This is a genomic window from Flavobacterium sp. AC105, assembly GCF_979258495.1.
In genome coordinates this window covers 1530876-1547378 of the sequence record NZ_OZ409860.1, presented here as the reverse complement: position 1 = coordinate 1547378, position 16503 = coordinate 1530876, and the positions used below count along the sequence as shown (strand labels likewise).

5 protein-coding genes are annotated in these 16503 nt (G+C 35.7%); all 5 read right to left on the bottom strand.

Going from position 1 to position 16503, the window contains the following annotated elements; translation table 11 throughout:
• Positions 1 to 13 precede the first annotated feature (13 nt).
• The gene (locus ACZ0AH_RS06960; protein ID WP_463475092.1) at positions 14 to 6148 is read right to left on the bottom strand and encodes a M4 family metallopeptidase; all 6135 of its coding nucleotides are present in this window, start codon (positions 6146 to 6148) and stop codon (positions 14 to 16) included.
• Positions 6149 to 6553: 405 nt separating this feature from the next.
• A complete protein-coding gene (locus tag ACZ0AH_RS06955) occupies positions 6554 to 8164 on the bottom strand; it encodes a tetratricopeptide repeat protein (RefSeq protein WP_463475091.1) in 1611 nt (536 codons plus the stop codon).
• A gap of 220 nt (positions 8165 to 8384) precedes the next feature.
• Positions 8385 to 9620, bottom strand: a complete 1236-nt coding sequence (locus tag ACZ0AH_RS06950; RefSeq protein WP_463475090.1) for a sensor histidine kinase — start codon at positions 9618 to 9620, stop codon at positions 8385 to 8387.
• A gap of 15 nt (positions 9621 to 9635) precedes the next feature.
• Positions 9636 to 15995: a HAMP domain-containing protein gene (locus ACZ0AH_RS06945; RefSeq protein WP_463475089.1), complete on the bottom strand. Its 6360-nt coding sequence runs from the start codon at positions 15993 to 15995 to the stop codon at positions 9636 to 9638.
• A 76-nt stretch (positions 15996 to 16071) separates the two neighbouring features.
• Entirely contained in the window at positions 16072 to 16503 is a 432-nt protein-coding gene (locus ACZ0AH_RS06940) for a response regulator (RefSeq protein ID WP_463475088.1), read from the bottom strand.

The following is a 16503-nucleotide window of genomic DNA, read 5'->3' as shown; positions in this document are numbered from 1 at the left end:
TATCTGTAATTTGTTATTTCTTAATAACCTTCGCAGTATATTTTTTGTTCTGTATGGTACAGTCTAAAACATAAACACCTGGAGTTAATCCGCTTAGATTAATACTTGACGGCATACTTGCATACGTTTTACTCCACACTGATTTACCGTCTATGGCGTAAATATTAATTTGTGCTGCTCCTTCAATTTTGTCTGCCAGGAAGATGTTTACATTATCAACAGCCGGATTAGGGAATACTCTAAATGGATTTGTAATTTTTCCAACAAGCATACCTTTTGAATTAAATGGCGCTGAAATACTGTTACATCCATTATTATTAGTTATCTGAAGACTGTAATTTCCTTCCCAAATTGTAATGATCGATTTTTCAGTTGCATTTGGTATTGGTCTTTCATTTAAAAACCATTGGTATGAAACTGCATCTGCTGAAGCGGTTAATTTCTTATCACCTACTACTTTAATTTCCGGCACAATATTGTTTTCAAGAATTGAAATTGTAGTACTAAAAGTTTTACCAATTCCGTTTTCATTATAAACCGTTACAAAATAATCACCACTTTCTGTTGTCGTATAAGTTGGCTCGGTTGAACCATCAAACCATTCGTAAGATGTATAGCTTCCAGGATTTAAAACAACTTCAGGACCACAAAGATCTCCGCTTGCCAGATCCGATTCGAAAGTATCAAATGTTGCTGTGATCTTTTCTGTAAGTGTACATCCGTTTTCTGTTACTATTGTTACCGTATAATCTCCTGCTTTGTTTATTTCGATAGCATTAGAAACTTCGCCTGTACTCCATTTGTATGAAGCAACGTCTAATTTTTTAGCTGTAAAATTAGTAGCAGCATCTATGTATAAACTTTTACCGGCATATCCATGAATTGCTGAACTGTCAAATATTTTAAAATCTGCTGAAACGTCCTGATAGATATAATTTTTAATTTCGTTGTTTATCGGAATAAAATCGTTTTCCAGTTTCGCATTTACACTAAATACATGAGAGTCACCGCTTACGTCCAGTTTAGGTTGTTTTTTGAAAGTATATTCGATGCTTTCACCCACAGGAATTCCGGCTTCAACAACTTCTGAAATATTTTCAAGTGTGTTGAGATATGCTAAATCTAACTGAACTGCTTTTGCTGCAATTGCAATTTGTCCTTCATTTGTCAATTTCACTTTAACTTCAGAACCGCCGCATATATCTTTTGGCGATACTATTTGCACAGATACATCTAAAACAGGCTCATTAATTACTTTTAAATCATCTAAAACCATATAAGAATATCCGCTCGCTTTTGCATGTCTAAATCTAAACATAACAGATTTTCCTTCATATTTACTTACGTTTACAACGCCTTTTTGCCATTCTTTGTCTACATAAGCTCCTTGTTTAGAAGCTCTCCAGATTTCATTCCATTCGCCTCCAACAGTTTTAATATCTACAATAAAAGCATTGTTGTAATTGCTTTCAAGTCCATAATAAAACTCTAAAGCAGTTGCATTTGCAGATAGTTTATAGACTGGAGAAACTAATTCTCCGTAAACTGCAGAATATTCAAGCTGGTTGTAAAGCATCGTTGCAGAAGCATCTCCTGTATGATCTTTTTTAGGAAGACCTAAATTGGTATTATCAGGTTTAGCAACAGCCCTCCAAGGATAATTTTGATCACTTTGGTTTGAAACAAATCCTTTTGATCCAAATATTGAACCCGGAGTGACAGCCGAAAAAGTTTCTGCATCTAACTGTAACGGTTTCGCAATAACTTTAAAAGTTCCTTTAAGGCTTTCTATCTGAGTTTTTGGCTGTCCGTTTATAGATACTTTTACATTAATTTCATAATCTCCAGCTGCTAATTTTGGAAGACCATCTATTGTATAAACGATAGTTTGATATTGAAAAATCTGATCTTTTCTTTCTAACACAACTGGTTCACCAATAGCTTTGCCATTTTGTGAAATTTGATACTCAATCGTAGCTTTACTAACGGTAGCATAAGAAAAATTCTTTGCACTTATAAAAAATTGGTGGGACGGTGCGTCTTCATATACATTTTCGGCTACACTTAAATTAGACAGCTGTAAATAATCTGCTGTATCTTTAATTTTAATATTATCTACCGCAAAACCATTGGCAAACAATCCATTATCATCATGCACAAACGCTACAAGAACACAAGGTTTTCCTGCGTAAGGTGTTAAGTTCACATGATATTCTACCCAATTTGTGATATAAGACATTTTAAATACCTGTTCCCAGGTTTTACCTCCATCAGTACTTACTTTTACATAACCGTCAGAAACTCTTTGTCCGTCTCCAAAACCATCAAATGTTAAGTGTGCTTCTTTATAATTACTCAAATCAAATACTGGAGAAATTAACATATCATTTGATGCGTCGCAATTGCATTTGTCGTCATTACTGGCCATAAAATGTTCATGACCTTCTAAAAACCATCCCGGCGATCCTAAATCCTTACTTGTTCCGTATAGCCAGCCTGCGCTATTTTGGTTTTCAGTTGTTCTCCATCCTTTATATTGAGATGCATCTTCAAAATCCATTGTGTATGGAAGCACTGATACTTTCATATCTTCATTATTCCAATTATCGTAGCCCAATGTTACCGAATTATTTTCCGGTCTGGTATCCTGAGTCATATCTTCAGGAAAAACAGAAATCGTTACTGTATTTTTACCAATACTTTTTAGATTGATATTTGGAACAGAATACGTTAAAGTATCTCCATATTTAGTAAATACTAATGATGCTTTTTCATTTTTCGAAAAAACTTCATTTTTTGCATTATCAAGAATTTTTACTGTAACATTAACTTTTTCATTAGTTGTAACGAAATTATTAATGATCTTAGCATTTATAGTTATGTTGTCATTGTTAATAGTACAAGTGCCAGCGTCTACTTTTACATCTGTAACTTGTAAATCGTAAGGTGCATTACTTACACGAATATTGTCTACAAAAGCACCTAAAAAGTTACTGATGGTTTCGCTTGTGACTACACGAAAACGAATAGCAACTTTTTTACCCGAAAGTTCATTTAAGCGCATTGCATATGGTTTTTTATCCGTAATGTTATTAACACCACTAAACCATGGTCCGGATAATAAATCATTGTAATGCAATGTGTAAGGATAATCGATACCGGTAACTTTTTTCCAATTTTGACCTTTATCTTCAGAATATTCAACGATTAAACCGTCGTATCCTCCAGAAAACAAATGAATCATATCAAACTCAACATATGGAGAAGCAATATTAGTAAAATCAAATATTGGCGATTCTAATGTAAAATCAGCATTTGCAGGTATTTTTTCAGTATCTCCAAAAGTTACAGTTCCCCATAAATATTTCGATTTTGTATCTCTGAATGAGATAGAAGGGGTCTGCTGCCATACAAATTTTTTATTTGTAAGTATTGATCTTGAATACCAGCCTCCCGGTGTTCCTTCGAAATCCTGATAGTATGGAAATTGAGTTACAACCCCATTATAAACAGAATTTATAATACTGTTATTAGTTGTTATCGGGTCTTGAGCGTAGGTCACAAAAGCTTCATAATTATGCAAACCAACTACAGATAAATCGATATTATCTAAAGGGATTGTCATTTGTGAGTTTCCTTTAAAAGCTGCATCCAGTGTAATATCTTTCCAGATCGTATCATTTCCTGAAAGCGTATTTCGATATCCTACTTTTAACTGAGATCCTGCTGATATATCCTGACAGCCCAAATTATAAATAGTAACCGCTAATGGATGACTTGCAGATAATGCTTCTCCTGTATATGCCGGAAGATTTAATTCAACAACCTTAAGATCAAAATCTTTTTGCGCCGGAGGAACTATTAAATTTGAAACAAAAGAGATTCCGTCTTTTGGCCCAAACTCAGTTACAGGTTTAAAATCAAGTTTAACTTCTACATAATTTACTGTAGTTGCGCTTATGATATAAGGAAATTTATCCTGAATTTTTATAGTGGTTTCTTCACCAACTGCCAAATCCTTGTCGAAACTAATATTACCATTGTTGGTGTACTGTACATTATATCTTCCGCCAAATCCTAATGTCATTAATCTTAATTTGTAATTTAAGATTTCTTTTGCTTTAATTACAGTAGTTCCTGTGTTTTTAATGTTAATATAAAAAGGCTCATCTCCTTTTAGGGAACCACAATTAGCGACTGGTTTTTCAACTGAAACAATAGAGATTTGTTTATCTGCATAAGCAGCTCCAACACCAATTGCATACCAGGCATTAGTAACTTGTTTGTATTCTTCAGAGCCTAATCCGTACAAATCTTCGGCAACCATTAAAGTGGCCTGACGCATATCGCTAAAGTTTGAAGAAGGAGATAAATATTCTGTAAGTGTTATATAGGCAATTTTCTCTGCCTTAGCAAGACCAATAGCTTTGACATCATAACTATTGTTAAGATCATTTACTCCCTGGCCGCCTTCACTTAAAAGGTAATACCAATAATTTGTGATTCCGCTGTTCATGTGTACACCACCATTATCGTTACTAACGTTTGCCGGATTTGCCCAATTCACCCCGCCGTAAGTATCAGGCTGACCCTGTGCTTTTGGGTTAGACATATTTCTCATACTGCCGTGTGTGTACAATTCATTACCCAGCATCCAAATATCATCTTTCTTGTCTTTTCCAACATAAAATTCAACAGATACACCAAAGATATCACTGAAAGATTCATTCATAGCACCTGATTCTCCCTGGTAAATTAAACCTGCAGTAAAACGTGTTACACCGTGCGTTAATTCATGCGCCGTAATTCCTAAACCAACATAAGGTGTATCGTAACCGTCTCCAAATTGTGCCCAGCCACCTGTCCATGAAGCATTCTCGACATTAGTGCCTAAATGCGCCAGGCCAATAATTGTCATTCCTTTGTCATCGATACTATTTCGGTTAAATTTTTCGCCATAATATTCTATAGTTTTTTGCATACCCCAATGGATATCCATAGCAACCTCATCATGACTTTGATTGTGTAAATCATTCCAAATATTATCTTCATCAATAAAATCAGTAATTACTTCATCAGACGCCTGATCCGCATGATTCATGTTCATCGTATACATAGGAACATTGTATTTCCCCTGTAATCCTTCTAATCTAAATCCGTCAGCATATTGTTTGGTATTAAAACTTACTTCGCCGGAATATCTTGATTTACCTTTACCCAAACTTTGTCCTGTAAAATCAGCATCGCTGCTTAGGTTGATCGTAAGAATTATTTTTCCCGTATTTGCATCTACATAAATCGTCTGGCTCGATTGCGGATTGGTCGCAAAAATATCATATTTCCATGCTAGGTAATATTCCTTTAATTCAGAAGAAAAATTAGGACCAACATATACCAATTCACCTTGTGGTTTTGCACTTATTTTTTTATCCAGTAAAGCACCTAATTTTTTACTTTCCCAAATATATTGTTTCGCATTTACTTTTTTAAGTGCATATTCTAAACCTGCTGCAGCATTTATTTTATAAGTACTGCTTACAGAAAGTTTTTTAGCTGTATAACCAAAAGCATCAATCTTTGTTTTATTTTCTCTAACCTTATAAATTGCGCCTTCAACAGGAACACCATTATGCATTTGCTGATAAGTAGCCAGCGTTCTGCCATGATTGTCAGAAATTGATTTCAATTGCATTTTATCTGATTGAGATAACTCAAAATCTCCTTTTTTGACTTCGAATATATTTTTCGCCGTTAAGTTTGAAGATTTGGCAAAAGATCTCACTTTTGTACTAACCGAATCTTGCGGGTTTGTTTTCTCAGCGGTAATTTGTTTTTGTCCGGACAATTGCTGGCTTTGCTGTAATTGTTTGGTTACTGCATCACTTTCTGCCGCAGAAAGCGCTTTGCCGCTTACCTTTTCTTCTTTCTGAGTAAAAAGATTATTGACAGCATTATTCTGATTGAAATTTGGATCGTTCGTTTTCTTAGAAACTTGATCTTTTGTCTGACTGGCGACTGGCGATTCTATTGCCATTTTCGCACCAGTCGGTTTTATGTTTTGAAAAGGTGACTGAGCCATTCCGACGGAACAGACAAAGAAACCTAACAAAACAAACAAATACTTGGTTTTGAAGTAAATTTGATTCATTTCTTTTAAATTTAAAATTAATATTATGGTTTTCTGGTTTATAATTGTGCTTTCATGGTTATAGCAAAAGCCATAAAAGCATTTTCTAAAAATCAATTCGGAGGTTGATTTTCAGGATTATCTTTTGTTATTTTTTGCAGAATCTTTAAGAGGATTTTCTTTTTTGTTTTTGTTTCTTCCAAAAGCTCTTCCAAACTTTTAGGAGATTTAATTTTCTTCTTCCTGTCCATTTTAATTTATTTACATCGACTTGGTAAATGTAGAATGGAGGTATCTGTTTTTAAAAAAAAGGAGTATTCAAAAAACACTCTGAAGCAAAAAAATGCCACTTAGAAACCACTCAAAAAAAAATAAACCAAACAAAATCAGGTGATTAGTTTGGTTTATTTTTTAAATTTATTTCAGTTAAAATGTATTGAGATAAGTGGAGAGATTTACTTTTTCATTGGTCAAATCGAATTTTTTGCGAAGTCTGGTTCGTGCATTTTCGATTGCTTTAAAAGATTGACCGGTAATTTGAGAAATTTCTTTTGTCGTTAAGTCCAAATATAACAGTGCACAAAGTCGGCGGTCTTTTGGAGTAAGCGAAGGATAATCAGTTTTTAATTTATCAAAAAAGGATTGATGAACCTGCTCAAAACTTATTTCAAATTCTTGCCAGATATCGGTATTCAAATTCTTTTCGAGACGCTTTAAAACTATATCAATAGCCTGCTGCATTTCTTTATTTATGGTTTTGAGTTTAATTTGTTTAAGGTCTGTCAGGATTTCACTAATACTATCTGTACGATGTATTTCTGACATTGCTTTTCCTATCAGAACCATGTTTTTCGCTTTCAGGTTCTCTTTCAAATCCTGCATTTTTGTTTTTAATTTCTCTTGTTCCAGCTGATTTTTAATATTTTTATTTCGGTATTTTATAACTAAAATAATTAGGATCAATATACCTACAACCAGAATTAATCCAACTACATAGTACTTAAATCGTTTCTTTTGTTCAAGAAGTGTTTTTATTTGGGTCCGAACTTTATAATCCTGTTCCAGTTTTATTCTTTCTATGTTTACCGCTTTTTCTTCGACATTTATACTGTCGTTGATGGTATTATATTTTTCAAAATAATAAACTGCATTTTTATAATCCTGTTTCCTAACATATACCTGATACAGTATTTTGTTCAAATTTAAACCTGAATAACTATAGACATTCTCTTTGCATAATTCTAATGCCTTTTTCGCATTTACAATTACGGCATCGTACTTTTTTTCTTTTAAATTATATTCAGAAAAAGACTCATAGACAAATGCTTCTACTATATTATTAACGCCTTTATTTACTAAAGAAAAAGCTTGATCAAAATAATAGTCGGCATTTTTATTCTCTTTTTTTAACGCATACGCGCGTGCTAAATTAGTACAAACATTGACCTTTAAGTCATTGTTATTTATAGTCTTATTTATCACATAAGCCTTTTGATAATAGTATAAGGAAGAATCTAAATTTTTCTTTAGATATAGCGTGCCGATATTGTTTAATATTTTTATAAGCTTTACAGGATCATTTTTAGATTGTTGGTATTGATATACATTCAAGAAATATTGTAATGCTTTTTCTTTGTTGTTTCCTACAGCATAAATAATCGCCAGATTGTTTTCTAATTTGGCTACTTCATCAATGTTTCCGTTATTTTTATATATATCATACCCCTTTAAATAATATTTTAAAGCAATATCCAATACATCTTTTGAATTGTACATTTTGCCTGTTGTAATGTAAACCTGAGCCAAAGTAAGTTCTGAATCTTTTGTTTTTTTTGCTTCGGCTTCAGCTAATTCAATGTATTTTATGGCTCTGTCCCAATCGGTTTTTTGTAATCGCAGGGCAATTTCACGGCACAGGTCAACTTTTTTCTGATGATCGTTTATACTATTAAAACTATCAATCAGTTCTTTTGTTGACTGCGCATGCGTGCTAAAAGAAAGAATAAGAAAGAATAAGGATAATAATCGCGTCATCATAATGAATAATCTAAGAAAAACGTCAAATTTATGCAAAAAACAAGGATTTATAATACATAACCACCAAAAGAGAAGTGTCAATTAGTGTTAAATTTGAAATGATTACTCTTAAAACTGATATTTCGCGTTTAAAGTATATTCATAGTATCAACTTCCATAAAAAAACCTGTAAATCATTAATTTACAGGTTCTGTATAATTTATTCTTTTTTGAAATTAATCTACAATGGAAGATAAATATTGAATTTTGCTCCCTGCATGGGTTCGCTTGAAGCGGTAATAGAACCATTATGATTTTCAACGATTTTTTTGACAATAGCAAGACCAATTCCGGTTCCTTCGTAAACATCCCTTCCGTGTAATTTTTGAAATACACCGAATATTTTTTCATTATATTGTGATTCAAAACCTATTCCATTGTCGTAAAAACAAATATGACAGTATTTATCTTTGCCGGATAATTTTTCTTTCTCTAATTCTTTTTCATCTGCAATCCGGCTGCTGATAGCAATATGCAGCGGTTCTTCTTTTTTGGCAAATTTAATAGAGTTGCTCACCAGATTCTCCATAAGCTGTATAAACTGAAAAGGAATAATATTTATCGTTCCATGAAAATTTGTCTCGATTACCACATTTTTTTCCAGAATATTTTCCTTTAGAGCCTCTTTTACATCAGCAACAATCAGGTTCAAATCAGTATTTTCAAACTTTCTGTCAATAATATTGGTGCGTGAAAATGTCAGAAGACTGTTTATAAGTTCCCGCATTCTTTTGGTCGAATATAATATTCTGTCAAATTTCTGTTTTCCGTCTTCAGATAAATTCGCATATTCATTTGTCAATAATAAATTCGCATAAGTTTGTATTTTACGCAAAGGTTCCTGAAGATCATGGCTTGAAATATACGTGAAGGCATCAAGTTCTTTATTTTTGTTTTTGAGTTCTTCTGCGTGTTTTTCGATTGCCGCATATTGAGACGCCAATGTCGCATTGGTTTTCAAAATAATCTCGTTTAATGCATTTGTTTCTTCTTCCTTAATACGCAATTCAACATTTTTTTTGTAAAGCTCTGTAAAAACCAAAACTTTGGCCTGCAAAATTTCTCTAGACAAAGGCTTAATCATATAATCTACGGCTCCGGACTGATATCCTTTAAAGATATATTCAGTCGTATTCATATTGGCTGTCAGGAAAATAATTGGAACATGTTTTAGTTTATCACTTTGGCGAATCAATTCGGCTGTTTCAAAACCATCCATCATCGGCATTTGCACATCCATTAAAATGATGGCAAAATCCTGGTTTTTTAACAAAATTCTAAGTGCATCTTTTCCGGAAGACGCTTCAACAAATTGATAACCGCGATCAGCTAAAATGACTTGTAATGATAACAAATTTTCTTTTTTGTCATCAACAAGTAAAATTTTAATAGGATGCTCTACAATTTTCTTTTCCATCGAATATTCAAATTATTATTTTAGCCAAACACGCATTAAGGACGATAATTGTTCCACATTTACAGGTTTTGTCATATAATCAGATGCTCCTGATTCTATACAACGCTGTCTGTCCCCCTTCATTGCTTTTGCCGTAACTGCAATGATAGTAAGGTCTTTATGTTTAGCATCGCTTCTAATATTTTTCATGGTTTCATACCCATCCATTTCCGGCATCATAATATCCATCAAAACAATGTCAATATCTTTATCTGAATTTAATAAATTAATTGCTTCCTGACCACTTTCTGCACTAATAACATTTAAACCATAACGTTCTAAAGCAGTTGTAAGTGCAAATAAATTTCGAACATCATCATCTACCAGCAATACTTTTTTACCCAGCAATACATCTTCCTGCAAATAAAACGATTCAATTCTTTCTTTCATTTCATCAGGAAGTTCTTTATGAACCCTGTGCATAAAAAGAGCCGTCTGATCGACCAATTCATCAAGAGAGTTTAAAGATTTGGTAATAATACTATGTGCAAATCTATTTAATCTGGCTCGTTGTTTTTTGTTCACATCTCCTGCCGAATGTATAATAAGCGCCGTTTCCTGACCTGTAATACTGTTTTCGAGATCACTCAAAAGATCAAGACCGTCTGCATCCGGAAGTACGAGGTCTAAGATAATACAATCGAATGAATTTTCACGAAGTAATGTAACAGCTTCCTGAGCGTTTGAAGCGGTAAAAACACGAATATCAGAACCATTTACTGCTTCTAAAATTCTATTTAAATCAGATTCATTATCATCGACAATTAAAAGATTTTTGGCTTTTTTATTTTTAAAATCATGAATATCATTGAATAAAGAAGTCAAAGATTCATTTTTTACGGGTTTAAGCAAAAAGTTTCTTGCACCACGTTTTAATCCCTTATTTCTCTCGTCTTCACCGGAAATAATATAAACCGGAATATGACGTAAATTAAAATCAGTTTTTAATCGGTCCAGAATTTTCCAGCCGCTTGTATCCGGCATATTAAGATCCATTGTAATGGCGTGCGGATGAAACTGATTTATAAAATCAATTACATCATTTCCTTTTGTCGTTACGATGGCTTTAATATCATGAAGATGGGCCTGGTCCAGCATAATTTTGGCAAAAATCAGATTATCCTCAGCAATCAGCAAGACTTTATCTTCCGGTTTAATATCTGTTCTGTCATCGCCAACTTCGTCAACAAAGAACAAATCGATATCAGATCTGTTAAATTTCTCGGCAGGCAATGATCTTATTTTTCCTTTTACATCTATTTCTTCCGTTATCTCAATATTCTCAATACTCGAAATATCAACATATTGTAAAGGAAGGAAGAGTGTAAATTTACTTCCTATATTGGTTTCACTTTCCAATTCGATACTTCCTCCTAATAAATCAGAGAGACCGCGGCTAATTGATAATCCCAATCCTGTTCCGCCATATTTACGGCTCGTTGAACCTTCGGCCTGTTGGAAAGCTTCGAATATAATATTTTGTTTTTCTTTTGAGATACCAATTCCTGTATCCGAAATTTCAAAAGCAACAACGGCTTCAGCCATTTCAAGATTGTTATTTTTGGTTTTCCAATTGTTATCTGCTTTATATATTTTAAATAAAACTTCTCCTTTTTCTGTAAATTTAAAAGAATTCGACAACAAGTTTTTCAGAATTTGATTCAGCCTTTGGGAATCCGTTTCCATAAGTTCCGGAAGATTTTCATCCATCTCAATTTTGAAACGAAGATGTTTTGCTGCCGAAATTGGATTGAAAGTAGACTCAACAAATCGGCTGATTTCTGCAAAACTAATCGGATTGTATTCAACAGAAATATAACCGGATTCAATTTTAGAAAGATCCAGAATATCATTAATCAGCTGAATTAAGTCATCCCCGCAGGAATTGATCGTTTTAGCAAATTGAATTTGTTGTTCGGATAGATTTCCATCGCGATTGGCAATTAATTCATTAGCCAAAATCTGCAAACTGTTCAGCGGAGTTCTCAACTCATGCGACATATTCGCCAGGAATTCCGATTTATATTTTGAGGTTAAAGTCAACTGATCTGCTTTTTCTTCCAAAGCTTTTCTCGCAACCTCAACTTCCTGGTTTTTAAGTTCCACTTCTTCTTTTTGATTCGCTAATAAGAATGCTTTTTCTTCTAATTCCTCATTCGTATTTTTCAAAACTTCCTGCTGACTTTTTAACTCTCCTGCCAACGATTGTGATTGTACCAATAATTCCTCAGTTCTTGAATTCGATTCGATCGTATTCAATACAATTCCGATACTTTCTGTTAATCCTTCAAGGAAATCCAAGTGCGTCTGACTGAAAGTATCTAAAGAAGCCAATTCAATAACCGCTTTCAATTGTCCTTCAAAAAGTACCGGTAAAATGATCACATCTTTTGGTTTGGCATCTCCCAAACCTGAATTAATCCTGATATAATCTTTAGGAACATTACTTAGCAAAATTCTTTCTTTTTCTACAGCAACTTGTCCAATAAGTCCTTCTCCCATTGCATATTGCGTTGGCGAATTTTTTCTTTTGATATAAGCGTAAGAAGCGATCAGATTCAATTTCGAATCCATAAACTGCTCATCTTCCTGTAATATATAAAAAAGTCCGTGTTGCGCCGTTACAACCGTTGCAAGCTCAGAAAGTATTTTTTTTGTAACCGAATTCAATTCTTTTTGTCCCTGAAGCATTTGGGTAAATTTAGCCAAATTTGATTTCAGCCAGTCTTGTTCCTGATTTCTTAAAGTTGTTGCTTTCAGGTTCGAAATCATCTGGTTGATGGTATCTTTCAAGGCTTCAACCTCACCTTTTGCTTCAACACCAATAGTTCGCGTTAAATCTCCCTGCGTTACCGCCGAAGCCACCTCAGAAATCGCACGTACCTGCGTCGTTAAATTCGCCGCAAGCTGATTTACGTTTTCAGTCAAGTTTTTCCACGTTCCAGATGCTCCCGGAACGTTTGCCTGACCTCCCAGTTTTCCTTCTGCTCCAACCTCACGCGCCACCGTTGTTACCTGATCAGAGAAGGTTGCCAGCGTATCAATCATTTCGTTGATTGTATCTGTTAATTGGGCAACTTCCCCTTTGGCATCAATCGATAATTTTTGTTTTAGATTTCCTTTTGCTACGGATGTTACAACTTTTGCGATTCCACGAACCTGCGACGTTAAATTCGAAGCCATCAGGTTAACCGAATCGGTTAAATCTTTCCAGGTTCCGGCAACACCTTTTACTTCAGATTGTCCTCCCAGTTTTCCTTCGGTACCAACCTCACGCGCCACACGAGTTACCTCGGATGCGAACGAATTCAGCTGTTCCACCATTGTATTAAAGGTGTTTTTCAAATCCAGAATTTCCCCTTTTACGTCAACCGTAATTGGTTTCGAAAGGTCACCATTTGCCACGGCTTTTGTTACCTCGGCAATATTACGTACCTGATCCGTCAGGTTTGATGCCATTTGATTCACCGAATCCGTTAAATCTTTCCAGGTTCCCGCAACTCCGGGAACGAATGCTTGTCCGCCCAGTTTTCCGTCTGTACCCACCTCACGCGCCACACGAGTTACCTCTGATGCGAAGGCACGAAGCTGATCCACCATTGTATTTACAGTTTCTTTCAATTGAAGGATTTCTCCACGAACGTCGGCAGTAATTTTCTTGGACATATCCCCGTTTGCAACGGCAATCGTCACCTCGGCAATATTACGTACCTGCGTCGTTAAATTACCCGCCATTTGATTAACTGAATCTGTTAAATCTTTCCACGTTCCGGCAACTCCCGGTACATTTGCCTGACCTCCCAATTTTCCTTCGGTACCAACCTCACGCGCCACACGAGTTACTTCAGATGCAAATTCACGAAGCTGGTCCACCATCGTATTCAGGGTTTCTTTTAATTGAAGAATTTCTCCGCGAACGTCAACAGTAATTTTTCGGGACATATCGCCATTTGCTACCGCAATCGCCACATCGGCAATATTACGTACCTGAGCGGTTAAGTTACCTGCCATCTGATTAACGGAATCTGTTAAATCTTTCCAAGTTCCTGCAACTCCCGGTACATTCGCCTGACCTCCCAGTTTTCCTTCTGTTCCAACTTCTCGGGAAACCCTTGTTACCTCCGAGGCAAAACCTCGAAGCTGATCCACCATCGTATTAATCGTATTTTTTAACTCTAAAATTTCTCCTTTTACGTCAACGGTAATCTGGAGCGATAAATCGCCTTTTGCTACCGCCGTTGTAACTTCGGCAATATTACGTACTTGTCCGGTTAAGTTAGAAGCCATCTGGTTAACCGAATCTGTTAAATCTTTCCAGGTTCCTCCAACACCTTCTACCTGCGCCTGACCTCCCAGTTTTCCTTCGGTACCAACCTCACGCGCCACACGAGTTACCTCGGATGCAAAAGAGTTCAGCTGTCCCACCATCGTATTAATGGTGTTTTTAAGTTCCAGGATTTCTCCTTTTGTATCTACTGTAATCTGGCGCGATAAATCTCCTTTTGCTACTGCCGTTGTTACCTCGGCAATATTACGTACCTGACCGGTTAAATTCGATGCCATTTGGTTAACCGAATCCGTTAAATCTTTCCAGGTTCCTCCAACACCTTTTACTTTTGCCTGACCTCCCAATTTTCCTTCTGTTCCAACTTCAAGTGCTACACGCGTTACCTCAGATGAAAATGAGTTCAGCTGATCCACCATCGTATTAATGGTTTTCTTTAGCTCAAGAATTTCTCCTTCGGCTACAGCCGTAATCTTTTTAGACAAATCTCCATTTGCTACCGCGGTTGTTACCTCGGCAATATTACGTACCTGACCCGTTAAATTCGATGCCATCTGGTTCACGGAATCGGTTAAATCTTTCCAGGTTCCTCCAACACCTTTTACTTTTGCCTGACCTCCCAGTTTTCCTTCTGAACCTACCTCACGCGCCACACGAGTTACCTCGGCACCAAAGGAGTTCAGCTGATCCACCATGGTATTAATCGTATTTTTAAGTTCGAGGATTTCTCCTGCAACGTTTACTGTAATTTTTTTAGATAAATCGCCTTTTGCCACGGCTGTTGTAACCTCGGCAATATTACGCACCTGACCTGTTAAATTCGATGCCATTTGATTTACGGAATCGGTCAAATCTTTCCAAACTCCACCTACACCTCGTACTCTCGCCTGACCTCCCAGTTTTCCTTCAGATCCTACCTCAACGGCCACACGCGTAACTTCCGAAGAAAAAGAGTTTAGCTGATCCACCATCGTATTAATGGTATTTTTCAGCTCCAGGATTTCTCCTTTTACGTCAACGGTAATTTTTTTAGATAAATCTCCTTTTGCTACCGCCGTTGTTACATCGGCAATATTACGTACCTGACCCGTTAAATTCGATGCCATCTGGTTCACCGAATCTGTTAAATCTTTCCAGGTTCCCCCAACACCTTTTACCTGCGCCTGACCTCCCAGTTTTCCTTCTGTTCCAACCTCACGCGCCACACGGGTAACCTCAGATGAAAATGAATTCAGCTGATCCACCATCGTATTAATGGTATTTTTTAGCTCCAGGATTTCTCCTTTTACGTCAACGGTAATTTTTTTAGATAAATCTCCTTTTGCTACCGCCGTAGTTACATCGGCAATATTACGAACCTGGCCTGTTAAATTCGATGCCATTTTATTTACAGAGTCGGTCAAATCTTTCCAAACACCACCAACGCCTCGCACTTTTGCCTGACCTCCCAATTTACCTTCTGTACCTACCTCACGCGCTACACGGGTAACCTCCATAGAAAACAAATTCAGCTGTTTTACCATTCCGTTTACCTCTTTTGCAATTCTCAAAAACTCTCCCTGAAGTGGGTTTCCTTCAATAGAAAGCGGCATTTCCTGTGATAGATTTCCTTTTGCAACCGATGTAATTACGTGCGCAATTTCAATTGTTGGATGCACCAGATCCGAAATTAATGTATTAACAGAGTCAACACAAGAACTCCACGATCCTCTTGCACCATCCAGGGCTACCCTATTGGTCAGTTTTCCTTGTTTACCAATGCTTTTCCCTACTTTTTGAAACTCAAAAACCATACGTTCGTTGAGATCAATAATTTCGTTTAATGTGTCGCAGATTGATCTTTTTATACCATTCTGATCCGTTGGAAAACGCTGTGTAAAATTTCCGTTTTTAACCTTTAGCAAAATCTTTAGAAATTCGGCATCACTTAAAATAGATTCTTCTGCATCAGCTTTTTTTCTTTTGGATCTTGACGGATTTTCTGCTGCAACTATCGGAAGCGCAAGGATCGCTTCAGTTTCAGCCGTTTTTATTTCTTTTATTTTTTTCATATTCCCAATTCTTTATCGAATGATTAAAAAAATCTGACATTTTATTTTTTATCTTTTTTAGCGAAAGAGAAACGCTTTATGTATTTTCATCAAGCAATATTTTCCGCAAATGAAACTGAACAAAAGCATCCATAGAATCTGGTCTTTTTGTATTTTCAGTATAATTCAGCGGTTTTATAATATAGCCTGATATTCCTAATTGTTCGGCTTCTAATCTGTCATTTCCTTCTGATGAAGTGGTCATGATAAAAACTCTTAAATGTTTTAGGTCTTTGTCTTCCCGCATGATTTTCAAAAACTCTATTCCGTTCATTTTTGGCATATTCAAATCTAAAAGAATAACATCCGGCACCAAATTAACGTGCGGATCCCTTAAAATCCTTAAAGCTTCAATACCATTATAAGCGGTATGAAGCTCGTATTCGCTTTCTATTTTTTTTAAAGATCGCTCCACACTAATAATGTCGAGCTCATCGTCTTCTACTAGTAAAATGGTTGGTTTTTTCAT

Bases quoted from the DNA above. Each gene is read 5' to 3' on its own strand.
- ACZ0AH_RS06960 (WP_463475092.1), bottom strand. From the start codon at position 6,148: ATGAATCAAATTTACTTCAAAACCAAGTATTTGTTTGTTTTGTTAGGT.
- ACZ0AH_RS06955 (WP_463475091.1), bottom strand. From the start codon at position 8,164: ATGATGACGCGATTATTATCCTTATTCTTTCTTATTCTTTCTTTTAGC.
- ACZ0AH_RS06950 (WP_463475090.1), bottom strand. From the start codon at position 9,620: ATGGAAAAGAAAATTGTAGAGCATCCTATTAAAATTTTACTTGTTGAT.
- ACZ0AH_RS06945 (WP_463475089.1), bottom strand. From the start codon at position 15,995: ATGAAAAAAATAAAAGAAATAAAAACGGCTGAAACTGAAGCGATCCTT.
- ACZ0AH_RS06940 (WP_463475088.1), bottom strand. From the start codon at position 16,503: ATGAAAAAACCAACCATTTTACTAGTAGAAGACGATGAGCTCGACATT.